This window comes from Corynebacterium tuberculostearicum (assembly GCF_046097465.1).
In the GTDB taxonomy this organism is placed as follows: domain Bacteria; phylum Actinomycetota; class Actinomycetes; order Mycobacteriales; family Mycobacteriaceae; genus Corynebacterium; species Corynebacterium tuberculostearicum_I.
The window spans coordinates 1,367,022-1,388,056 of sequence record NZ_CP175799.1 but is presented as its reverse complement, the minus strand read 5'-3'; the positions used below and the strand labels follow the sequence as shown (position 1 = coordinate 1,388,056).

Genomic DNA, 21,035 nt, shown 5'->3' with positions numbered 1-21,035 from the left:
TGCGGTGCTTTAATTTTTTGCCCTTAAAAAGACTAGAGCTCTCATACACAGCCCACCCACGGGCACTCCACCCAATTTAAGCTCAAGGCCGGCACGGGTTCTAAGGCAGAGCTCGACCTCGATCCCGCGAGCCACACAGCGCGGAAAAGGACTGTCTTGCATTGTTGTCTCAAGACGATAGAGATCAAAAATCCACCCTTCTTCCCCGTGAGCTGGGAAGGAGGGTGGATTCTATGTGGTCGAGCTTAGGAGCTCTTGCGCTTGCGACGAGCAGCCAACTCGTCGAGGCCGACCACGTTGTCCTCGGCGAAGTCATCGATGCGCTCCGAAGGGAAGGAAGAAATGGTGCCGGACAGCTCCTTCAAGATGCCCGGAACCGCAATGCCAAAGACGCCCTGGCCGCCAGCGAGCAAGTCAATGACCTCATCGTTGGAACGGCACTCGTACACGGTGGTGCCATCGGAGACAAGGGTCAGCTTTGCCAGGTCATTTACGCCACGATCGCGCAGGGATTCAACTGCCAAACGGATATTCTGCAGGGAGATGCCGGTATCCAGCAGGCGCTTCACGATCTTGAGTACCAGCACATCCTTGAAGGAGTACAGGCGCTGGGAGCCGGAGCCGCGCGCCGTGCGGATGGAAGGGTTGACCAGGTTGGTGCGAGCCCAATAGTCCAGCTGGCGGTAGGTGATGCCGGCTACCTGGCAAGCGATGGGAACGCGGTAGCCCACCTCTTCGTCGGGTCCGACGTCGAAAAGCGATTCCTGTACGTAGGTGGTTTCGGACTGGGAGTCCTCGTTAATGCTCACGTAATTACTCCAATGGGGTTTGTTGGAAGTTCTAAAGATCAATTAAAAGCCAAGCACATACGCCCGTCAAGCGCTGCTTGCTCAACTGTCAAGTACAACTTTAGACTTCTCAAACCCCATTGTCACCATTAGTCACACGCGTGTCATTAATTTTTTTCGTCGTCATCCCCCGAAAGGAAATCCTTTTCGTCCATACCCAAAGACCTCATCATGGCTTCAAAATCTGCATCTGCCTGCGCATTTCCTGACGCCGAGGTCGAGGAATCATTGTTTTCGCTGGTCGATAGATTATCGCCTGCGGCGGGGGTGGAAATTTCCAGGTCGAAGTACTCTTTCACATCCGCATCGCTGGCATAAACGGACACCTGGGCAAGGAGATCTGCTTCGGCTGAAATCGGGACGTTGAAATATTCGGACACTGCAAGTGCGTCGCTTAACCGAGAATCATAAACCTCTCCGTTCGGGGCCTTGATATCTACCATGAAGGTTCCCTGGTGGTAATTGGCAATTTCAATCGCCTCTACCCCGCCGGTTCCTTCCAACACCTCGCTGATCAGATCGTGTGAGGTGGGACGGTTTGGCTGGTGTCCGTCTAAAGCGGCAGCTAGTTGCATGCCTTCAATCGGGGAGATCCACACGGGAATCAACCGGTTCTCTTCCGGCCAGCGCAGCAAAGCGCACACATCGTCTTCGGGGCCGACCTGGTGGATACCGTGGAACTCTAGGGATACATCACTCATAACTACCACTCTCCCACAAAGACGGGAGCGCGTGTGTATTAGGAGTGGTATTCGTCGCGCAGATCCGACTTCACTAGAGTTGCGTGTAAGGACACCACGAGCGCGGTCATTTGCTGGGAGATTTCCTCCGCCTTCTGATGCGCGGTATCAGAGTTGGAGTGCGCCACGGGAGCTGCCGCCTGGGAGATCAGGTCTGCCTGCCGGCGGGCGTTATTGCGCAGGGACTTAAGTTCACGGGAGCCGAAACCAAATGCCTTAAGCGCCACTGCGGCAGAGACAATGGCTACGTCGTCGGTATTGAAAAAGCCGGCGGCATCCGGGCGGATGAGGCCATATTTAACCAAGGAGGCTACATCATCTTCGCTGGCACTAGCTTGGGTAGCTACCTCTACATCGGTCAGACGGGTGACCACAGGCGCCTTAAACTGCTGCGGCGAGAGCAGGGTTTCCGCATTTCCTGCGGAAACGATGGCGGTCACCTGGCCGGAATCCATGGCTTCTAGCTGCTCACGGATAACCTTCAGCGGCGTATAGTTATCGCGCTGAGTGGTGAGAATATACCGCAGCCGGTCCACGTCCTCTTGGGTGAACCGACGGTAGCCCGAGGCCGTGCGCTGTGGACTGATGAGCCCCTCAGATTCAAGGAAGCGAATCTTAGACACCGTGACGTCTGGGAATTGCTGATTCAACGTCTCCAAAACCACGCCAATGGACATGGTCTTAGGCTTCTTAGCTTTAGGGCTGGTGCGGCGTACTGCTGCTGCCGAAGAATCTGCTGCGCTCACTGTGTCTATCTCTTAGAGGGTATGAAAGTTCTTATCGTGCCAAAAGTAGACTACACCGCCCCTCCTAGTAAGGAAGCGCGGCTAGTCTACGTAAAAAATTAGCTCTGGTTAGCAATGAAAACCAAGCGGAACTTGCCAATCTGGATTTCGTCTCCCACCTCGAGCACCTGGGAGTTGCGGGGCTCGCGGTTAACGTAGGTTCCGTTCAGGGATCCCACATCAACTACCTCAAACTTGCCGTCATCATTCTTGCGAAACTCCGCGTGGCGGCGGGACACCGTAACGTCATCGAGGAAGATGTCTGCCTCAGGGTGGCGGCCGGCGGTAGTAGTCGCCTGATCCAGCAAGAAGCGGGCACCCGCGTTCGGGCCACGCTTTACCACGAGGAGGGCCTGACCTTCCGCCAAGTTGTCGGTGCCGGCAGCGGTAGCATCATTGCCATTCGCGCCGTTTTCCATCTCCTTGAGCAGGTCTGCGCGGAATACAGATGTGGTCTCTACCTGTGGTTCCGGGGTTCCGGTGTTCTCGCTCATTGTTACCTCCGGGGATTAGTTACGAGTTACTTATAACAATACTAGCGACTCACGTGAGTCCGTGGCCCCTTCGCGGGGAATAATTTCACCGGAAAATGTTTCCGATGCCGCTCAGCACGGAATTTCCCTTGCCCGCAAGGGGGTTATCGGACACCATGTAGGTCCATGTAGCACTCGGACGAGCGAGGCCGGCGTCATCGAGGTGCGCCCCAGCGGCGTCGATAAGCACCGTGCGGAAAGTCTCCACAGACTTGTCGACGGCCCGCTGAGCCAAGTCCTTAAACTCCCTCACCGCAATGCGGTGGTACTCGTCGATCGGCGTCTCACGTGCGATGGCGCGCAGGTGGATCGACTCGCGCACATCGTCCATAAGCTCCAAGTGGTCGGCCCAGGCCAAGTCCAGGTGATAGAGCATAACTTCGCGCGCGGCCTTAATGCGTGCTTCCTCAGGGACCTCCCGTAGCTCTGCTGCGCGCTCCGGAGCGCGTTGGGATAGTTCCTGCCAGGCTTGATCAGTATCCAATAGTTTGGCTCGGCGCTCATCAATAATAATGCGCTGATCCGCCAGAAGCTGGTTATACTTCCAGGTCTGGGCATGAATTTCGAGTAGTTGGCCCTCGGTCACGCGCTGGCAGTGGGCCACGAAATCGCTCACTCGCTTGGATTCAATGCGCCCGTCTTCTGCTGGTTGGGCACGCACTGTCTCGCCGTCGCCGCCTTGCTGGACTACATCGTCTTCAAGGGAGACGAAGAATAGGGACAGGCCCGGATCACCTTGCCGGCCTGCACGGCCGCGCAATTGGTTATCCAAGCGGGCGGTGCGGTGGCGGGAGGTACCGATAACCGCCAAGCCACCCAGCTCCGCTACTGCATCATGGTCAGCTTCGTTAGCGCCGCCCAACTTAATATCGGTGCCGCGTCCGGCCATCTGGGTAGAGACGGTGACGCGTCCAATATCGCCGGCCTCGGCGACGATCTGTGCCTCCTGCTCATCATTCTTGGCGTTGAGCACATTGACGTCAATGCCGCGCTCGCGCAAGGCATCCGCCAGATCTTCCGACTCAGCTACATCCTGCGTGCCCACGAGGATGGGTTGCCCCGTGGCGTGAATGGTGGCTATTTCCTCCACGATGGCGGCGGATTTATCATCGACTGTCGCGAAAATGCGGTCTTGCTCGTCAAAGCGCTGCAGCGGCTTATTGCGGTCGATCACGGATACATGAAGACCATAGAACTGCCGCAGCTGATCGGTCGCCTCCACCGCGGTACCAGTCATGCCGCACACGAGTGGGTAACGCCGCATAAGTTCTTGCAGCGTGATGGTGTCGAGGATGCGCCCGCCTTCGGAAACCTCTAGGCCTTCCTTGGCTTCTACTGCCGCCTGGAGCCCGTCGGGCCAGCGTTGGAGGTCGGCAACGCGGCCCCGGGAGGCGTCGATAAGCTGCAGCTTGCCATCGACCACGATGTAGTGGATGTCCCGGATGAGCAGGGCCTTGGCATGCAGGGCGAGGTTGACCTTCACCAAGATGGTGCCGATATTCTCCTCCGAATAGAGTGAATCAATGCCCAATTCTTGCTCCACGCGGCGTGCACCAGTCTCGGTCAGCTGAACGGTGCGGCCGTCCTCAGAGATGGAGTAGTCCAGCTTCTCGCGCAGGCGGGAAACCACATTGGTGATGTGCCCGGTGGGGGCCTCACCCGGCCGATTACCGGCCAGCACTAGGGGCACAAGGGCCTCATCCACCAAGACGGAATCGGCTTCATCTACGAGGGCAACGTCGCCAGCGGCCTGCACCGTGTGGGAGCGGTCGGTAATTTGATTATCGCGCAACAAATCAAAGCCCAGTTCGTTGACCGGTGCGTAGATAATATCCTGCGCGTAGGCAGCGCGGCGCTCGTCCGGTGTCATGCCCTCTGTTACCGAGGCAACGTTTAAGCCAAAGAACTCCACGACAGGGCGCATCCATTCGGCGTCGCGGGCGGCGAGATAGTTATTGACGGTGACAACGTGGACGCGTTTGCCAGTCAACGCGAAACCTGTAGCCGCCATGGCGCCCACCAAAGTCTTGCCTTCGCCGGTTGCCATTTGGATGACGTCTCCGGTAAGTAGGCGCAGGACGGCCTGGGACTGGACATTAAAGGGATGCATCCCCAGGGTACGCTCGCACGCTACGGCTAAAGCCGCGAGGAACTGCGCCTTATCTGCAATTTCGCCGCCTGCTACGGCATCGCGTGCGGCTTGGGCTACAGCTGCGTCGTCCTGCTGGCCCAATGCCCGGGCCGCTTCATCGGCTGAACCCACGATGGCCTTGGATTTCTTATCGTTACGTTCGCTTTGCGAGCCCATTGCCTTCCAGAACCAATCGAACGCGCCCATACCTCATCCTCCTTATTTGGATTGCTCTTATCGACTGTAGTCAACCTGGTATGGCTTACGGGTAAAAGGCCCGTTATTGTAGTTCTCATGCAATCCGTCAACGTTAAGCTGCCTTCGAGCCGGGGTACCGAGATGGCCGGAACCATCGACTTCCCGGATTCTCCCCCGATCGCCTATGCCATCTTTGCCCATTGCTTCGCCGGCTCCCGCCACACTCCCGGCGCAGCGCGCACTGCGAAACAGCTCACTGAGTTCGGCATCGCCACTTTGCGTTTCGATTTTCCCGGCCTTGGCCAGTCCGCCGGTGAATTTGGCGATACGACCTTTAGCCAAAACGTTGATGATATCCATGCCGCTGCCGCCTGGCTGGCGGAGAACTACTCTGCCCCGCAATTACTCATGGGCCACTCGCTAGGTGGCGCTGCCGCGTTGAAGGCGGCCACCACCATGAAATCACTCAAGGCGGTAGCCACCATTGGCGCGCCCTTTGATCCTGCCCACTCCGTGCTGCACTATGCGGACAAAATCGGCGAGGTCGACGCCAACGGCGAGGTGGAAGTCATCCTCGGCGGCCGCGGCCTTATCATCTCCCGCAAGTTCCTCGAGGACTTGGCGGATACTAACCCCGAGGAGTACCTGCCCAAGCTCCGCAAGCCACTGATGGTATTGCACTCGCCCATTGACCAAACGGTGGGCATAGACAATGCGCAAAATATTTTTCTGCTCACGCGCTACCCCAAATCCTTGGTTTCCTTGGACAAGGCCGATCATCTGCTCACCAAGCAGGGCACGGCAGCCCGCGCTGCGGATCTCATCGGTGCGTGGTCCGAGCAGTTTATCGTTCCTGACTACCGGCCAGAAGAAGTAGGAACCGACGCCGCAGTTGCGCAGCCGGCCACCGGCACCAAATTCGGCGTGGTCGTCCGCCACAATGACCACAGCCTCAGTGCCGACCGCACGAAGAAGAATGGCGGCAAGGGTAAGGGCTTTACCGCCGAGGGCCTTATTATGTCCGCGCTGGCCACGGCCGCTACCCAAGCAGTCAAGGATGCCGGCAAGAGGCTTGCGCTTGACGACGTCCACGTGAGCATCACCCAAACCGGTCCCGCCAGCTTTGAGCGCCGCATAGAGCTTGCCGGAAGACTGTCAGCGGAAGAAGAGGCTGCCCTGCGCTCTGCCGCGAAGGACACCGATGTGGAGCGCATGCTCGGCAACGTCACCATCGTGGACGTGGACGCGCTCTAATGGCGGCTTTTGATTCCTCGCGCCGCTGCCCCTGCGGCACCGGCCTGACCTACGGCGAGTGCTGCGGTAAGTACCATGCCGGCACCAATGCCCCCACCGCGGAGGCGCTCATGCGCTCGCGCTTTAGTGCCTTTGTTACTGGCGACGAAGCCTATCTCCTCCGTACGTGGGATCCCGATACTCGCCCTGCAATACTCGACTTAGCTGATTCTCCCGTCCGGTTTTATCGCCTCGATATCCTGGACACCCAAGCAGGCGGATTGCTCGATGATTCCGGCGTAGTGGAGTTTGAGGCCTTTTACAAAGGCGCGGCCGTTGGCTCACAACGCGAGCGTTCTTCGTTTCGCCGTGTCGGCGGCGCTTGGGTCTACTCCAGCGGCGAGTTTTAGCGCAGGTTACACCCCAAATTTCACAGTAGAATCCTACTGATGTAATCTAGACAAGTCGCACAGTTCGACGGCGGGCTATGGCGCAGTTTGGTAGCGCACTACACTGGGGGTGTAGGGGTCGCAGGTTCAAATCCTGTTAGCCCGACAAAAAGTTCAGCCGGCACCGTGAAGGTGCCGGCTTTTTCTATTCTGCGTTTACACCGCAAGCAAGATCGCAATTCCTAAAAGAATTAAGACCGCTGGAAACAGTACGCTTTCCCACTTTTCTAGTGCTTCTGCAATGCCCGGCCGCGTGGCCACAAACCGCGCTGCCCACACTAGGGGCGCCACGAGGATTAAGAAGACCACGCAATAGATCGCTACCTCAGCCGGCGTAGAGGTGGTAAACACTGGTACATAGACGCCGATATTGTCGCCACCATTGGCAAAAGTCACCCCGGCTACCGCAAGTGCGCTCAGCCTTTTGCCCGAAACGTCCTCATCGTCGTCTTCACCCCGGAATGCTTGCCACGCTGCCCAGAGGCCCAGAAGCAATGGGATGAGCCCGAAGTAGCGAATCAATTCCTCAGGTAAAACGGCATTAAAGCCCAATCCGACAATGGCAGAGGCCGCTAGTATGCCGAGAAACCCCAAATACTGCCCGGCCAGAATCGCGGGCGCCGTGCCCTTGCGGCCAGCACCACGGGCGAAGAAGAGGGACAACACCACAATGTCATCGATATTGGTGGCCACGAATAGTCCAGCAGCCGCTGCGAGAGTAGTAAGCACTTTCCTACCTTATCGCGTCATGACACTTGTCATGAAAATGTGCTGACAGATCCTATTCATCATTTTTGCTGGCTACGGATACTTTCCAGGTATGAGAACTACAGATCCATCTACCGCACAACCGCTGGCCATAGACGTATCCGGAGTCAGTAAAACCTTTGCCACGAGATCCTTCCATCCCGTCCATGCGCTCAGCGATATTTCCTTCAGCATCGCCCAAGGCGAGATCGTAGGCCTATTAGGCACCAATGGAGCAGGCAAAACCACCCTATTCGATCTCATCCTCGGACTCACCACACCCACCTCCGGCAACATTTCCGTGCTCGGACTCACACCCCACGCTGCGATCCGCGCGGCGCAGATTGGAGCCGTGCTGCAAACCGGTGGCCTGCTACCTGAGCTTACAGTCTTGGACACCCTAAAGATGATTTCCTCTACCTTTCCCCATCCCCTTCCCATCGGAGAAGTTGCCAAACAAGCAGACCTAGACCGGATCCTGCACCGCCCAGTAGGAAAATGCTCTGGTGGCGAGCAACAACGTGTGCGATTCGCCCTCGCTCTTGTGGGCAATCCCCAAGTCTTATTGCTCGATGAGCCGACTGTTGGAATGGATGCTCATACACGCCGTGAATTCTGGTCCGCTATGCGCAGACAAGCAGACCAGGGTCGCACCATTGTCTTCGCTACGCACTTCCTCGAAGAGGCAGACAATTTTGCAGAAAGAATAGTTCTCCTGCATGAAGGAAAACTGCGCGCAGATGCTCAGGCCACAGAACTACGCGAACAGTCAGGCAAGCGCATAGTCGAGGCGAAAATCGACGGCACACCTTTGAATGCGAAAGAGCTACCCGCCGTCGCCGAGTTTTCTTTGTCTGGCGGCTACGCCCGGATGACCACCCGTAACTCCGATGTACTTGCGAATTATCTTCTCAATCACACCTCGGCCCATGACCTGACTATTCGCACACACTCCTTAGAGGACGCATTTCTTGCTTTGACGTCATCCCAGTCCTAACCCGTCTCTCCGTTGGCTACTTCGTGAAAGGAACATGCTATGACTGCACAGTCAGCAAAAACCACTGCGCGCACTTTCGGGTTTACCATCCATAACTTATTGCGCCTTCGCCGAAACCTTACTCCGCTGTTTTTCAGCACGTTCTTGCCGGTATTTTTCTACCTGCTTTTTGGCACCATGATGGATTTTGGTAATGCCTCCTTTAAAGGAGGAAACTTCGCCGCCTTAGAGATGATCAGCATGGCCCTTTACGGCGGCGTAGCAGGTGCCGTGTCTGCCGCTGGCTCCGCTGTGACAGATACCAAGACTGGGTGGGCGCGCCAATTGGCACTCACTCCCCTGCACCCACGGCAGCTTCTGTGGGCAAACCTGATATCCATCGGCTTTCAAGCACTGCTCCCCATCACCGCGGTGTTTATCACCGGTGCCCTGACACAAGCTGCAATGCAGCCACGCCAATGGGTTTTAGCCATTATCGCCTGTGTCCTGGTTTCCATTCCCTTTGGCTTTTATGGCTTGGTGTGGGCCATGGCTTTGCCCTCCGACAATTCTGTCGCAATCGCCTCGACCTCCGTTGTCCTCTTCCTCTTTGCCGCAAATGTATTCACTCCACTTACCGAGCCGCTGATGGAATTGGGCCGCTTCACTCCCCTCTTTGGCCCGGTTGTGCTCGCCCAGTGGCCCCTTGCAGAAGGCATGCAGTTTCTTAATGGGGAGGAAGGCACCGTGTCGCACCCCATGTGGGCCGCATGGTTAAACTTCGCGGTATGGACGACCATCTTTCTCACCGCTTGCCTGGTGCTGCGCTCCCGCGACAAGGCGCGCCGTTAATGGGCTCCTTTCGCGAACCGTGGCGCGGTTTTAGCCTTAATAACGCTCTTTTCGCCAGCGTATGGTTGGTCTTCCTCATTCCCGGGTTGGTGATGACCTTTGCCGCGCCGGGCACGACTCTAACTGAACGAATTGGGGCTACTGCGTGCGGTCTAGCGTTTAGTGCTGTCTACTTCTTTACTTTTGGCGCTGTGGGCTACTACCCACGCGGATGGCGGTTAGGACAGCGGGTCGGGCTTTACTGGGTGTTACTCGCGGTCATCGCAGCGATATCAATTGGTTTCTTCGGGATAATAGCCGTCAGGTTTGTGCCTTACCTGGCGGCGCTGCTCGGCTTTAACCTTCCGCTACGCCGAGCATTAGTGCTAACCCTGCTAATGGGGATCGTGCTCGCGACCACCACGTGGTTCTTCGCTCCTGAAAGCGCCGGCTGGGCCCTGATAGTCCTCTTCGCCTGGCCGATACTACTAGTGCTGCTAGGTACATTTTCCCAGCGCGAAGATAGCCGCGCTGAATTGGAACATGAATTGGACTTGGCACGCCAACGCGAGGATATCGCTACCGATGTTCACGATCTCTTGGGCCACTCTTTGACCGTTATCAACCTCAAGTCAGAGCTTGCCTGCCGTCTAATAGATTCGGATCCGAAACGGGCGCAGCAGGAGCTCCAGGAGGTGAGCGCGCTTTCTCGGAGGGGCTTGGCGGAAGTCCGCTCCACAGTAACCCGGATGCGCATGCCCACTTTTGAAGGGGAAATCCACGCGGCTCACAGGGCTCTCGACACTGCCGGCATTGTGTCGTACTTGCCCTCTGCGGCAAAAGGCGCTGGGCTTTACGACGCCGAATTTTCCTGGGCGCTGCGCGAGCTGACCACAAACGTGGTCCGCCACTCAGGCGCAGCGCACTGTTGGGTTCAGGTGACAGACCACCAACTCCAAGTCGCGGACGATGGCTGCGGGTTTGACGCTGACGAAAGTCCTTCTCGTGCCCACGGTGGGATTGACGGTTTGCGTAAACGCATAACAGATGCTGGCGGACAGCTGCTCTTTGCGCGCCGCAATGGCTGTACTCTGGCCTTGGTTACTATGAATGGCGACACGGACTTTCTTCCTCTTACTACCGCCGGAGGCTCAGGCAATGACTGATCCCATCCGAGTTCTCATTGCTGAGGACCAATCATTAGTGCGTGGGGCGCTAGTTGCCCTCTTGGAGACAGAGCCAGATATCAGCGTTGTAGCTGAGTGCGCAACGGGCGCGGAGGTTGCGGGGCTCGTCGCCAAGCATGGCGTCGACGTTGCGCTACTCGATATTGAAATGCCCGGTAAGAACGGTCTTGATGCGGCCGCTGAACTAGAGGGCACGGGTTGCCGCGGCCTGATTGTCACGACCTTTGGTCGCAGTGGCTACGTCAAACGTGCGCTGGAAACGGGCGTAGCTGGCTTCGTAGTCAAAGACACCCCACCCGAACAACTTGCCGAAGCCATTAGGCGAGTGCACGCCGGTCTAAAGGTCATCGACCCTGCACTGGCCCAAGAGACTATTTTCACGCCCGACAATCCACTAACCGCACGCGAAAAGGAGGTCACACGTCATGTCTTGGAGGGTAGCGACACCCGCCAGATTGCCGGGCACCTTCATCTGAGCACTGGGACAGTGCGCAATATTGTCTCTTCGCTCATCGCCAAGACAGGAACTGGGAACCGCTTTGAGGCAGCAACTATGGCACGTGCCCGGGGATGGATATAGAAAAAAAGGGGAGCCCGCTGCGGGTCCCCTTTATTACTTGATTTCCTATTCTGGCTTCTTTAGCTCAAGGACATTGACCATGCCCTGAAGGACTACGTCCATCACCTTGGAAGCTAGGTTGAAGTAGAAATCAGCCGAGTGGTAGCGCAAGGCTCCTACGGTACTCAACTGCGAGAGCCCGTGGATGGAGGCCCACAGCGCCGCAATCTGAGTGAAGAGAATCCATGGCGATCGTGGCCCATTCGACTCAGAAATGGCATCGCGCACCAGATTCATGATGAAGGTGAAGGCCTTACCCATATCGAATGGTTGCTCAGTATCGCCGGACTCATCGAAAGAGACGGGGACAATCGAGCGGCTTGATACCTCAATGAGGGCGACAAAGCCGACGGGGTCTTCCAGCGCATACTCCAAATATCCGAAGCCGGTTGCCTTAATATAATCCAGCCCGTGGGATCCTTCTGGCACGGCCTGGTTCTGGCGCATGATCGATAGCGTGTTGGCTTCATCCAAAGACTCTTCCAAAGAGCGCAGCAGGTGAGAATTACCATCGAAAAGATGCTCCGCATCTGCCAAATCTACGCCTGCTCGCGCAGCAGCAGAGCCAAGATGCAAGCTAGGAAGACCGTTATAGACAATTTCTTCGGCTGCACCACGGAAGATGGCTGCACGCTTTTCCTCAGCCGTAGACTTTGGCATGTCCTTTGCTGCTGTAGTAAACGGTTCCGCTGGTTCACCAACGAGTGCTAGCGGTTCAAAGGGCGCAATCTCCCCGTCACGCAAGCTAACTTCCAGCCCAGAGAATAAAGTCTCAATGCAAGCATTGAAGGTCTGCTTCTTCGCCGTGGGCGAGAGATGACGCATAATGCCGAACGTGGCCAAGTGAGTAATGCCCTGCAACTCAGACAAGAAAGTAAGTGCTTGGATCACTACCAAGCGGTGATCAAAATCGCCGCGTGCTGCAATGGCGGCTTCCCGCATGTGTTCAAGCATCCAGCGGAAAGTGGGCGGGAAGGCATCAAAGCTTCTCGACTCTTCGATGCCGTCCTCAAAGTTGGGAAAGCTCGTTGCCGTCTCGGAGTTGTTATAGGCGGCGAAGTAGGTGGGGTTATCAAGAGCCAAATTGAAGTAAGCCTTGGCAGACTCGCGAAGTTTCTGAATCGCGGACGCGTCATCCGGCAGTTTATCGAGTGCCCCGTAGGCAGCTACTAGGAGACGCTCATCCAAGAACTGGCTGGTCTGAATGTAAAGGTCGTGGTCATCTTCAAAGAAAGACTTAGCTTCTTCGACTGGAACAGCGATCTGCTCCGCCACAGCACAAACCTTTAAAGCGTCGCGCCCACCCTTAGCCAGGATACGGGCACTCTGCTCCAGCAAGCGCTGCTTAGTGGAGCCCGCATCGGAAACGGTGCCTTCAAGATTGTTCACAAACATAATCCTAGCGATTTCATGCAAATTTGCTTGGGATACGTTCACTTTTTAAGTTGAGTCACCCACAAACAGGTGGGAGCACCAATATAGACCTTTCCCGGCTTTGAGCCACTGGTCTTCATATAACTTTGGCCCCCAGCCCTTGCGGGCTGGGGGCCAAAGTAGAAAGTAGCCATTCACCCTTTAAGCGGGCGAAGCTATTTACTCGGTACCAAGCTTGCCGTCAGCTGCGTCACGAGCCTTGTCGATCTGCTCAGCCTTGTCCTCGCCGAGCTTGCCCTTAGCTGCGTCAGCTGCCTTGTCCAAGCCCTTGTCGCTGAGCTCTTCGCCCTTGTCGGAGTTCAGTGCGTCCTTTGCCTTATCGAAGATACCCATGTGGTTATCCTTTCTTCCAGTTCTAGCTTTATCTAAAAGCTGCCGTGTCCGGCAACACACCCCAACGTACCGACAATTGAGCCAACATGCCACCGAAAAGTCTCTTCGGCCACTAGACCAAATAAATTTTACCGCCCCGCACCGCGATTGTTCTCAGGGGCATCCAGACACCCCCGCAGCCAATCGAGCACCCAATAAGGCCTGCTGCTTTATCCCTACCCCAGCGAAGTATAAGCAAAATCGGGGTGCATATTTTAACTTCAGGCCAATTTTCCTCAGTCTTGCAAATGATAGCGTTAGACGGTAACGACGATTTACCAACGAAGGCTTCGCACCATGGCTTCAACTACCCCAGCGCCGCCGTCCACCCCGGAACCGGGCACGGAATTCTTTGGCTTAGTATGGCCAGGTAAAGAGGCTGCCCGAGCAGCTGCCAGATCGCCGCTGAGCCGACGTTTCACGCGTGATTCCGCGCTCAGCACAGCCTGCGACACGGACAACGCGATTATTGCGGCAGATAATCTTCCGGTTCTGCAAAGGCTCACCTCCCGCGGAGAACTCTTTGACGTTATCTATATCGACCCGCCTTATAACACGGGCAAAGACTTTGTCTACCGCGATAACTACCGATTGCGCCGCCAGATGCGTTCCGGAAGCTATGCAGAATGGCACTCGCAATGGCTGTCGATGATGCTTCCCCGACTCATCTTGGCCCGAAACGTACTTTCCGCACAAGGTTTCATTTTTGTCTCCATCGGAGAAGACGAAGTGGCCAATACGCGCAAGGTACTCGATGAAGTTTTTGGAGAGGAGTGCTTTGCCGGCCAATTGATTTGGAAAAAGGCCGGCACCGGCAAGAACGATTCTAAGTACGCGGTGGTAGAACACGAATATATTCTGTGTTACGCCCGCACTCCCGACAATCCGGGGTTCAATGTCGATCTCCACGGTCACACTTCTACCAAATACAACCATGAGGATGACAAAGGGAAGTACTCCTTGGTGCGTTTAGACTCTAAGACCCTTGGGTACCTTCCCTCCCTCGACTTCCCTATCTCTGGGCCCGACGGCAAGGAATATTGGCCGGACCAGCCGGTGGGAAAAGAAAAGGTCGCCCGTTGGCGCTGGGGACGGGATAAGGTTGAACAGCGCTTCGATGAGCTCGTCTTCCGGCGAGGTTTTGTCTATACCAAGAACTATCAGAAGGTGGGAGCGCGCCCACGCTCCATCTTGGACGGCGAGCGCTTTGGGGTGACCCGCACTGGCAGGCGCGATGCTGAAGACGTCATGGGGATAGAGGGCGTTTTCGAGTTTCCCAAACCGGTGCGCTTGATTAAGCACCTCATTTCCATTGCGGGTGGAAAGAATGCGCGCGTCCTTGACTTTTTTGCGGGCTCCGGCACCACTGCCCAGGCGGTAGTGGAACTCAATAACGACGATGGGGGCACTCGGTCTTTTCACCTTGTGCAAATTCCAGAGCCAACCTCCCCGCGTAGCGCTGCTCATCGCGCGGGCTTTTCTACCATTGCAGATATTTGCATTGAAAGGGTGCGCAAGGTTCCAGGCGCTAACTTTCAGGTCTATCGCCAGGACTAAGTCTGTGCGGTACCGGACGGGCGACCGGGAATGCCGAAGAAGTCTAGGACGCGGTCGGTAGCAAAGAATTTGCCTACCTCATTGTGCGCGTCTGCTGTACCACCAGGCCATACGTGTGAGCCTCCGGCGATACGGATGTGTTCAAGCGGTGCGGTACAGCCGCTCCACTTCATATCGAGTGCATTGTTGACCAGGCGGGTCATATCGACATTGGTAGAGCAACCATTGCGTTTACGGTCTTGTTCCAGCACGGATTCCACAGAATAGTACTTGGTCTTATGGCGCGTTCCACCGTAGTAGCCCACCACGGGGTCCACGGTGCCGTGCATATCCAATCGGCCCACGGGTGAATGAGCACAGTCTTTGAGAATATCTTTGTAGTAGGCGGCGGAAACTGTAGCCACGGATTTAAAGACATCGGGCATCTGACAAGCCAGGTAGGCGGCAAACCCGCCACCGTTCGACATCCCGGTAGCAAAAATCCGGGAGTCATCTACCCGATACGTTGCTCGAACGGCATCAATGATGTCGCGAACAAATTTCTTGTCCTCTGCCGTTGACGTCTTGGCATAGGGAGCAGGGCTCCAAGCCTTCTTTTTACCTTCTGCGAAAACAGTGATGGCATCAGCGGCATCGAGGCGGGAATAGCCGCGGAGATTCTCGGCAGATTGTCCCCAGCCTGGAAAGGCCAGGACCATGGGCCACTTTTTCTCCCCGGTGTAGTCTTTGGGCACGCTGAGGATAAAGGAGCGTCCCGAGGGCAGATTAACGGTGGTATAGCTTCCCGGCTCGGGTCCGCTCAGCGGTGCGGAGGTTGGAATCCCTAGGTTTTTCGTCTCAGTTGGGACTGCTTGAGGAGCGGAGTCGGGCGAATCGGCCGAACATGATGCGCCGGCAACCGCAAGGAAACTCACTGCTACCGCGCCTAACACGACCCGTAGCGACCTCGCGTTCATCTTTGTCGTCCCTTCTGCCATGCGGTCCATAGTTGCTTATAGCGGCCACCATAATTTAACAGTTCGTGGTGACTGCCTTGCTCCACCACCCGCCCGTTATCCATCACGGCGATGCTATCGGCTCGTGCGGCTTGGTCTAGTCGGTGTGCCACTACCAGTGCGGTTCGCCCACGGGTGACCTCTGTGGCGGCTTCTTCCAGAGATTCTGCCCCCACCGATCCGGCCTCTGCGGTGGCCTCATCCATGATGACGATCTCGGGATCTAAAAGCAATATTCGCGCCAGCGCAAGCTGCTGCGCTGCTACTGGGTCTAGGTGAATCCCCTGTGCGCCGATGACCGTATCTAGGCCCTCTTCTAGCTGCAGATACCACTGTGCGCCGACGCGCTGTAGTGCATCTTCCATTTGTGCGTCTGAGGCTTGCGGGGCAGCCAAGGACAAATCTTCGCGCAGGGTTCCTGAGAATACGTGGACCTCTTGGGAAATCATCGCTAAACGCGCCACCCGTTCGGAATCAGAAAGGGCCGATACCTCTACTCCATCGACCACGACTGTTCCGGCAGCAGGCACCCGCAGTCCGGCTAGAAGAGCAGCGACCGTGGTCTTTCCCGCACCAGAGGCTCCCACTAAAGCTACGGTGTGTCCAGCGGGAAGCTTAAGGTTTACGTCTTGCACAGCCCAGCCGCCGTCATCGTAGCTGAAGCTCACTTCTTTTAATTCGGCAACTCCACCTGGGGTCGGGGCGCCGAAGTCTGGCACCGCCCGTGGCGGATCCATGACCACCCCAACTATCCGTGACAGGGAGGCATAGCCGGATTGAACGGTATCGATGACTCGCATCAATCCCATGAGCGGACCGCGCAAGCGAATAAGAAGGAGCATGGCCGCGGTGACTGCGCCAACGGTGAGGGCCCCAGACTGCACCACCCAAAAGCTAACGACCAGACCGCAGACCAGCATGACTAGCTCAATGACCGTCATCCATAGCTGCAGGACCATCATTGTCCTTCGCGCAGCGTAGCCCTTGTCCACCACCTGTGCGGAGGCACGTTCAATACCGGCATGCATCTGGTCTTCCATGCCAAAGGCGCGCACAGTCTCTCGCCCGCGAATTGCCTCCAGGAGCCTGCGTGCCCGTTCCGCCATGGCAGCGCGTTCGTCGGTATAGCGCTGTGGAGCGCGCTGCAGGTACTGGCGCGCAGCAATGAAATATAACGACGTAACTGCGCCTACTACCAGTAAGTATTGCCAATTGAGGCTGACTAGTGCCACCCCGGTGGTTGCGATGGCGAAGACGGATTTCGCCAGCACAGGAACGGTCTCGGTTACGGCTGCCGATAGTTCTGCTACGTCGTCGGTCGAGCGAGAGACCAAATCCCCAGTGCCGGCTTCCTCCACACGGTGGGTAGGCAGGCGGAGAGCGGTAGAAACCATATCCTCGCGCAAAGCGGAGATCACGCGCTCGCTTAGGCGCGAAAGAACATAGAACCCCGTCGCGGAAAACAGTGCGGAGACCACAGCCACCAGCACCAGCGAGATACCGATGGGTGCGATGGCGCCTTGATCAATGACAGCGTCAACGATCTTTCCCAACAGGATGGGGATAGCTACATTGCTGCCGGCGCCTGCGGTAAGCAAGGCTAAGGCCGCTGCGGCTTGGGGGCGAGCACCGGGGACGTCGGAAAGCTGGCGGCCCACTTCCTTACGCACTTGGGGCCAAGAGGCCGTGGGAAACCGCATCATAGCTCCGCCCCCACTGTTGCCCACGCCGGCGAAGTGGTGAAGACAAGCGTGGGCTTAGACCCGCGGTGATGCGCCACTCGCTGCGCAATTTCCTGCTCGGTCACCGAATCCACCGCGGTAGTTGGGTCGGCCAAAACTAAAATCTCTGCGTCGGCAGCAATGGCTCGTGCAAGCGCCACGCGCTGTTGCTGTCCACCAGAAAGGTTTCGGCCGCCTTCTCCCACCTCACGGTCCAACCCGCCCGGGATATCTTCCCCTGCAGCCACGTAGAGGGCTCGTTGTGCACCCGCGCGATCCGGATGAATATTGTCCCCCACGGTCCCCTCGAAAAGCATGCTTTCGTGTGGAACAACCAGGAATCGCTCGCGCGGCAAGAATTCGAGATCCTCTGGAACAGGTTCGGGTACCACGTTGACCCCAGGAGCGAGAGCCGGAACCTCCGGTTCACTCTTCTCCACCCCGGGGGCGGCGAGGAGGGCGGTAATGCGCTCAGCGCTTGCCTGTGCAGCCGCCCACCGCGAGGCGATATTTCGGCCCAGCATCGTCATCGGGGTGATAATGAACTGCGTAAGGCCAATAACCGTAATGAGTTCACCTACGCTAATCATGGAGCGCATAGCCATCATTCCTGCACCAATACCCACCGCAATGACATATACCGAGCCCAAAATCTCCGTGGTCGCATTAAGTCGGGCTTGGGCACCATTGGCTTCTACCGTTCGCGCATAGGCGGCACCAGACACCGCGGAATAGCGCCTGCTCACTGTGGCTACAGCGCCCAGGCCCTTAAGGATCCGCAGGCCTTGGACCACATCGGTGGCCATGGCGCTAGCTTTTGCCAACGCCGCTTGGCGGACTCCGGAACGCGTACGCAGAGGCTTTGCCGCGCGCACTGAGCCCCACACCATGAGCGGCCCGCCGCACAAAATGGCAATGCCTAAAGGCAGGTTAATACGGCTAGCCATAATCGCCACATACACAATGGCGGTGATCTCAGCGACGGGAAAGACCGTCATCATTACGGCATTCTGCACTCGCCGTGCGTCCGTGGAGGCGATGGCAAGCAGCTCGCCGGCGGTGCGGGGCTCACCCGCAAGGCCCCGCGGATCCTGAATCCTATCCGTGATGGCCATGCGGACATCGTGCCCAATTACTAGCATGGCTCGCGCGTTGAGGCCGCGTCCGAACCATGCGGCTATGGCATTCAGACCAAAAGCTACCCCCAATACCACCAGCCACATGCCTAGTCGGTCAACGGATCCTTTCGACACAGCTTCATCAACGGCATGTCCCACTATCACTGGAGTCGATCCGTTAAGCAGAAAAGAGACAGCCATGCAGAGTGCGGCCGGCACAGTGAGTGCCGGACGAGAAAAGACGGTCTTTAGCAGCCACCTGGGATCTGATGGTGCAGGAAGTGTCCTCATAGGCAGCCATTCTAATTCGCGGTAGGTTAGATGGGCTATGTCGACTCGCCACCCCGATCCCAGCCACTTCCCTAGCTACCGCAAGGCCTCCACTAGACAAGGCCCCGGCTTCCGCGATGCCGCGCAACGCACCGCTTCCGCCCAGGCCTTCCGCCGCGGCGCGAGCACCTATCATGATGTGCGCCCCGGCTATCCGGACGAGGTTTCTGCCCTTATTGCTGACGCCCATACCGTGGCCGATATTGGCGCCGGTACTGGAAAACTCACTGAGTCCCTACCCAATGCTCGGGTTTTGGCTCTGGAGCCCTCCGCCGATATGGCTGGGATTCTCGCAGCCCACCTCCGCCTGCCGGTCCTTCGTGCTACGGCCGAAAACACCGCGCTTGGCGACGCCTCCTTAGACGCCGCCTGCCTCGCCCAAACCTGGCATTGGGTCGACGTGCCAGCCGCCTGTGCAGAGCTTGACCGCGTCCTCGCGCCGGGCGGGAAGATTCTCCTGGTGTGGAACACGCTCGATGTCAACGCGGACCCCTGGATCCTGCGGCTATCTCGCATCATGCACTCCGGCGATGTACATAAGCCAGGCTTTTACCCGGACTATACGGCGCCGTGGTCTTTAGACCGCGAGCTGCGCTTGACCTGGGAGAACAAACTTACCCCGGAGCAGCTTCACCAATTGATGCATACCCGCTCCTATTGGCTGCGCAATGGCGAAGCCATCCATGAGCGTATGACCCACAACCTGGATTGGTACCTCTACGAGCACATGGGATTTAAGCCGGGGCAAAAACTACGCATCCCGTACCGCACGGATGCCTTCGTGCTGGTACGGGATTCGGATTAGAGCAGGACCTGCGCCAGTAGCGAGCCCACCACGCAGGAGGTGAACACCGAGATGGCGCCAGGGACAAGGAACGAGTGGTTGATGACGAACTTGCCAATGTGAGTGGTGCCCGTGCGGTCGAAGCCGATGCAGGCCAGGTCCGAAGGGTAGGTTGGCAAGATGAAGTAGCCATACGCTGCGCCGTAGAAACCAACGATAATGGCGGGGTCAATTCCCAGCTGCAGGCCAATCGGAGCGATGGCAACCAGGGCGGCGGCCTGGGAGTTAACCAGCTTGGACACGATGACCAGTACCACCGCGTAGGCCCACGGGGCGGCCTCGACCACGGACCCGAGGTTGGATTCTAGGGCATCGATATGGGCTTCGAAGAAGGTATCTGCCATCCATGCCACGCCAAAGACCGAGAATACTGCGGTCATACCGGCCTTAAAGACTGGCGTGGACGCGATCTTCTTCGGGTCAGCCTTGCAGCTAAGCAAGATGATTGCGCCGGCAACAAGCATGACCATCTGGATAACCAGGTTCATCGACAGCGGGCTCAACTCGCCATCATCGCCTGGGACGAGTGGGCGCAGGAATTCGAACGCACCGAGCGCGACCACGCTGGCGATAGCCACGAGGAAGATAACCACTGCTCGTTTTGCTTCTGGCGAAAATTCTTCATCCATCAGCGATCCGGTGGACTGGTGAATGCTTTCTGCAAACTCCGGATCCTTCATGCGCTCCTGGAATGCCGGGTCCTCGTCCAGGTCCTTACCGCGGCGCAGCGACCACAGCGAGGCAAGAATGACACCGGCAAGCGAGGCGGGCATAGCCACCATGAGGATCTGCGGAATGGAATAGGCGTGATCGATAGCACCGGCGTTTTCCGCGATGATGGACGCTAGGGATACGGTGGCCACAGATACTGGCGAGGCCGTAATACCCATCTGAGCCGACGTTGATGCCACGGCCATGGGGCGCTCTGGGCGGATGCCCTTCTTCAGGGCAATGTCCTCGATGATCGGAAACATCGTGTAGACCACGTGGCCCGTACCGCACAGGACCGTCAGGAACCAAGTGGTTAGCGGCGCGAGGATGGTAATGCGCTCTGGGTGGGCGCGGAGAAATTTCTCGGCAAATTGCATCATCACTTCTAGGCCGCGCGCCTGTTGCAAGGTGGCGGCGCAACCGATGACCGCAATGATGGTCAGCATCACGGATACCGGCGGCTCACCCGGGGCGAGGCCGAAGACAAAGACCATGAGCATCAAACCGATGCCGGAAATAAGACCAAGTCCGATGCCACCATAACGAGTGCCCAATAGCAGGGCACTGAGGATGATGATGACCTGGAGCACGATGGCCAGAATTGAATCTGGCGCAATTACGCTGGCTAGCATGCTGAGCCTTCCATCACGAGAGAATTATTAACTGGTTATATCCT

General features: G+C 57.2%; 20 protein-coding genes and 1 tRNA gene. 9 read left to right on the top strand and 12 right to left on the bottom strand.

Annotated elements, in window-relative coordinates; genetic code table 11:
- Nucleotides 1-245: 245 nt before the first annotated feature.
- From ACKFRX_RS06605 to secA2, 5 genes are all read right to left on the bottom strand, one after another.
- A complete protein-coding gene (locus ACKFRX_RS06605; protein WP_179386489.1) occupies nucleotides 246-809 on the bottom strand; it encodes a MerR family transcriptional regulator in 564 nt (187 codons plus the stop codon).
- Nucleotides 810-955: 146 nt separating this feature from the next.
- Nucleotides 956-1,549 carry a bifunctional nuclease family protein gene (locus ACKFRX_RS06600; protein ID WP_408927551.1) on the bottom strand — a complete coding sequence of 198 codons (594 nt, stop codon included), beginning with the start codon at nucleotides 1,547-1,549 and terminating at the stop codon, nucleotides 956-958.
- Nucleotides 1,550-1,587: 38 nt separating this feature from the next.
- Nucleotides 1,588-2,334 (bottom strand): MerR family transcriptional regulator, encoded by a 747-nt coding sequence (locus ACKFRX_RS06595; RefSeq protein WP_005324733.1) that lies wholly within the window; start codon nucleotides 2,332-2,334, stop codon nucleotides 1,588-1,590.
- A gap of 98 nt (nucleotides 2,335-2,432) precedes the next feature.
- Nucleotides 2,433-2,867, bottom strand: coding sequence for an oxoglutarate dehydrogenase inhibitor Odhl (gene odhI / locus ACKFRX_RS06590; RefSeq protein ID WP_005324732.1), 435 nt, complete (start codon nucleotides 2,865-2,867; stop codon nucleotides 2,433-2,435).
- Nucleotides 2,868-2,952: 85 nt separating this feature from the next.
- Nucleotides 2,953-5,244 carry an accessory Sec system translocase SecA2 gene (gene secA2, locus ACKFRX_RS06585; RefSeq protein ID WP_408927550.1) on the bottom strand — a complete coding sequence of 764 codons (2,292 nt, stop codon included), beginning with the start codon at nucleotides 5,242-5,244 and terminating at the stop codon, nucleotides 2,953-2,955.
- A gap of 87 nt (nucleotides 5,245-5,331) precedes the next feature.
- Here secA2 and ACKFRX_RS06580 point away from each other — a divergent pair, with 87 nt between their 5' ends.
- The 3 genes from ACKFRX_RS06580 to ACKFRX_RS06570 all read left to right on the top strand — a co-directional run bounded on the left by ACKFRX_RS06580 (nucleotide 5,332) and on the right by ACKFRX_RS06570 (nucleotide 7,023).
- Nucleotides 5,332-6,489: an alpha/beta hydrolase family protein gene (locus ACKFRX_RS06580; protein ID WP_408927549.1), complete on the top strand. Its 1,158-nt coding sequence runs from the start codon at nucleotides 5,332-5,334 to the stop codon at nucleotides 6,487-6,489.
- Nucleotides 6,489-6,878 carry a YchJ family protein gene (locus ACKFRX_RS06575; protein WP_408927548.1) on the top strand — a complete coding sequence of 130 codons (390 nt, stop codon included), beginning with the start codon at nucleotides 6,489-6,491 and terminating at the stop codon, nucleotides 6,876-6,878. The genes ACKFRX_RS06580 and ACKFRX_RS06575 overlap by 1 nt, the downstream gene beginning before the upstream one ends.
- A 71-nt stretch (nucleotides 6,879-6,949) precedes the next feature.
- Nucleotides 6,950-7,023: transfer RNA gene (locus ACKFRX_RS06570), tRNA-Pro, on the top strand.
- 50 nt (nucleotides 7,024-7,073) lie between these two features.
- Here ACKFRX_RS06570 and ACKFRX_RS06565 read toward each other — a convergent pair.
- Nucleotides 7,074-7,646 (bottom strand): cadmium resistance transporter, encoded by a 573-nt coding sequence (locus ACKFRX_RS06565; RefSeq protein ID WP_250413136.1) that lies wholly within the window; start codon nucleotides 7,644-7,646, stop codon nucleotides 7,074-7,076.
- A gap of 91 nt (nucleotides 7,647-7,737) precedes the next feature.
- Between ACKFRX_RS06565 and ACKFRX_RS06560 the strand changes: the two genes are divergently transcribed.
- The 4 genes from ACKFRX_RS06560 to ACKFRX_RS06545 all read left to right on the top strand — a co-directional run bounded on the left by ACKFRX_RS06560 (nucleotide 7,738) and on the right by ACKFRX_RS06545 (nucleotide 11,238).
- Nucleotides 7,738-8,661, top strand: coding sequence for an ABC transporter ATP-binding protein (locus tag ACKFRX_RS06560; RefSeq protein ID WP_408927547.1), 924 nt, complete (start codon nucleotides 7,738-7,740; stop codon nucleotides 8,659-8,661).
- Nucleotides 8,662-8,700: 39 nt separating this feature from the next.
- Nucleotides 8,701-9,492, top strand: coding sequence for an ABC transporter permease (locus ACKFRX_RS06555; RefSeq protein ID WP_408927546.1), 792 nt, complete (start codon nucleotides 8,701-8,703; stop codon nucleotides 9,490-9,492).
- A 362-nt stretch (nucleotides 9,493-9,854) separates the two neighbouring features.
- Entirely contained in the window at nucleotides 9,855-10,637 is a 783-nt protein-coding gene (locus ACKFRX_RS06550; protein ID WP_408927545.1) for a sensor histidine kinase, read from the top strand.
- Nucleotides 10,630-11,238 carry a response regulator gene (locus tag ACKFRX_RS06545; protein ID WP_408927544.1) on the top strand — a complete coding sequence of 203 codons (609 nt, stop codon included), beginning with the start codon at nucleotides 10,630-10,632 and terminating at the stop codon, nucleotides 11,236-11,238. Before ACKFRX_RS06550 ends, ACKFRX_RS06545 begins: the two co-directional genes overlap by 8 nt.
- 45 nt (nucleotides 11,239-11,283) lie before the next feature.
- On the opposite strand, the gene ACKFRX_RS06540 is transcribed toward ACKFRX_RS06545, so the two are convergent.
- Both ACKFRX_RS06540 and ACKFRX_RS06535 read right to left on the bottom strand, forming a co-directional pair.
- On the bottom strand, nucleotides 11,284-12,672 hold the full coding sequence (locus ACKFRX_RS06540) for a hypothetical protein (RefSeq protein WP_408927543.1): 1,389 nt from the start codon (nucleotides 12,670-12,672) through the stop codon (nucleotides 11,284-11,286).
- Nucleotides 12,673-12,870: 198 nt separating this feature from the next.
- Complete coding sequence (locus ACKFRX_RS06535) at nucleotides 12,871-13,044, bottom strand: antitoxin (RefSeq protein WP_408922667.1); 174 nt, start codon at nucleotides 13,042-13,044, stop codon at nucleotides 12,871-12,873.
- Between the two features lie 336 nt (nucleotides 13,045-13,380).
- On the opposite strand from ACKFRX_RS06535, the gene ACKFRX_RS06530 reads away from it, so the two are divergent.
- Nucleotides 13,381-14,640 carry a site-specific DNA-methyltransferase gene (locus ACKFRX_RS06530; protein WP_408927542.1) on the top strand — a complete coding sequence of 420 codons (1,260 nt, stop codon included), beginning with the start codon at nucleotides 13,381-13,383 and terminating at the stop codon, nucleotides 14,638-14,640.
- On the opposite strand, the gene ACKFRX_RS06525 is transcribed toward ACKFRX_RS06530, so the two are convergent.
- Genes ACKFRX_RS06525 through ACKFRX_RS06515 form a run of 3 tightly spaced genes read right to left on the bottom strand, consistent with a single transcriptional unit; the run spans nucleotide 14,637 to nucleotide 18,765 of the window.
- The gene (locus ACKFRX_RS06525; RefSeq protein ID WP_408927541.1) at nucleotides 14,637-15,554 is read right to left on the bottom strand and encodes an alpha/beta hydrolase family esterase; all 918 of its coding nucleotides are present in this window, start codon (nucleotides 15,552-15,554) and stop codon (nucleotides 14,637-14,639) included. The genes ACKFRX_RS06530 and ACKFRX_RS06525 overlap by 4 nt on opposite strands.
- A gap of 38 nt (nucleotides 15,555-15,592) precedes the next feature.
- The gene (locus tag ACKFRX_RS06520) at nucleotides 15,593-17,335 is read right to left on the bottom strand and encodes an ABC transporter ATP-binding protein (protein ID WP_408928272.1); all 1,743 of its coding nucleotides are present in this window, start codon (nucleotides 17,333-17,335) and stop codon (nucleotides 15,593-15,595) included.
- Complete coding sequence (locus ACKFRX_RS06515) at nucleotides 17,335-18,765, bottom strand: ABC transporter transmembrane domain-containing protein (RefSeq protein ID WP_408927540.1); 1,431 nt, start codon at nucleotides 18,763-18,765, stop codon at nucleotides 17,335-17,337. The genes ACKFRX_RS06520 and ACKFRX_RS06515 overlap by 1 nt, the downstream gene beginning before the upstream one ends.
- A 37-nt stretch (nucleotides 18,766-18,802) precedes the next feature.
- Between ACKFRX_RS06515 and ACKFRX_RS06510 the strand changes: the two genes are divergently transcribed.
- Nucleotides 18,803-19,609, top strand: a complete 807-nt coding sequence (locus ACKFRX_RS06510) for a class I SAM-dependent methyltransferase (protein WP_408927539.1) — start codon at nucleotides 18,803-18,805, stop codon at nucleotides 19,607-19,609.
- On the opposite strand, the gene ACKFRX_RS06505 is transcribed toward ACKFRX_RS06510, so the two are convergent.
- Complete coding sequence (locus ACKFRX_RS06505; protein WP_150850987.1) at nucleotides 19,606-20,991, bottom strand: anaerobic C4-dicarboxylate transporter; 1,386 nt, start codon at nucleotides 20,989-20,991, stop codon at nucleotides 19,606-19,608. The genes ACKFRX_RS06510 and ACKFRX_RS06505 overlap by 4 nt on opposite strands.
- Nucleotides 20,992-21,035 lie beyond the last annotated feature (44 nt).

Excerpts from the sequence above, each read along its gene's own strand:
- ACKFRX_RS06575 (WP_408927548.1), top strand. The coding sequence starts at position 6,489 with ATGGCGGCTTTTGATTCCTCGCGCCGCTGCCCCTGCGGCACCGGCCTG.
- ACKFRX_RS06535 (WP_408922667.1), bottom strand. The coding sequence starts at position 13,044 with ATGGGTATCTTCGATAAGGCAAAGGACGCACTGAACTCCGACAAGGGC.
- ACKFRX_RS06600 (WP_408927551.1), bottom strand. The coding sequence starts at position 1,549 with ATGAGTGATGTATCCCTAGAGTTCCACGGTATCCACCAGGTCGGCCCC.
- ACKFRX_RS06515 (WP_408927540.1), bottom strand. The coding sequence starts at position 18,765 with ATGAGGACACTTCCTGCACCATCAGATCCCAGGTGGCTGCTAAAGACC.
- ACKFRX_RS06555 (WP_408927546.1), top strand. The coding sequence starts at position 8,701 with ATGACTGCACAGTCAGCAAAAACCACTGCGCGCACTTTCGGGTTTACC.
- ACKFRX_RS06520 (WP_408928272.1), bottom strand. The coding sequence starts at position 17,335 with ATGCGGTTTCCCACGGCCTCTTGGCCCCAAGTGCGTAAGGAAGTGGGC.
- ACKFRX_RS06580 (WP_408927549.1), top strand. The coding sequence starts at position 5,332 with ATGCAATCCGTCAACGTTAAGCTGCCTTCGAGCCGGGGTACCGAGATG.
- secA2 (WP_408927550.1), bottom strand. The coding sequence starts at position 5,244 with ATGGGCGCGTTCGATTGGTTCTGGAAGGCAATGGGCTCGCAAAGCGAA.
- ACKFRX_RS06560 (WP_408927547.1), top strand. The coding sequence starts at position 7,738 with ATGAGAACTACAGATCCATCTACCGCACAACCGCTGGCCATAGACGTA.
- ACKFRX_RS06510 (WP_408927539.1), top strand. The coding sequence starts at position 18,803 with ATGTCGACTCGCCACCCCGATCCCAGCCACTTCCCTAGCTACCGCAAG.
- ACKFRX_RS06545 (WP_408927544.1), top strand. The coding sequence starts at position 10,630 with ATGACTGATCCCATCCGAGTTCTCATTGCTGAGGACCAATCATTAGTG.
- ACKFRX_RS06505 (WP_150850987.1), bottom strand. The coding sequence starts at position 20,991 with ATGCTAGCCAGCGTAATTGCGCCAGATTCAATTCTGGCCATCGTGCTC.
- ACKFRX_RS06530 (WP_408927542.1), top strand. The coding sequence starts at position 13,381 with ATGGCTTCAACTACCCCAGCGCCGCCGTCCACCCCGGAACCGGGCACG.
- ACKFRX_RS06540 (WP_408927543.1), bottom strand. The coding sequence starts at position 12,672 with ATGTTTGTGAACAATCTTGAAGGCACCGTTTCCGATGCGGGCTCCACT.
- odhI (WP_005324732.1), bottom strand. The coding sequence starts at position 2,867 with ATGAGCGAGAACACCGGAACCCCGGAACCACAGGTAGAGACCACATCT.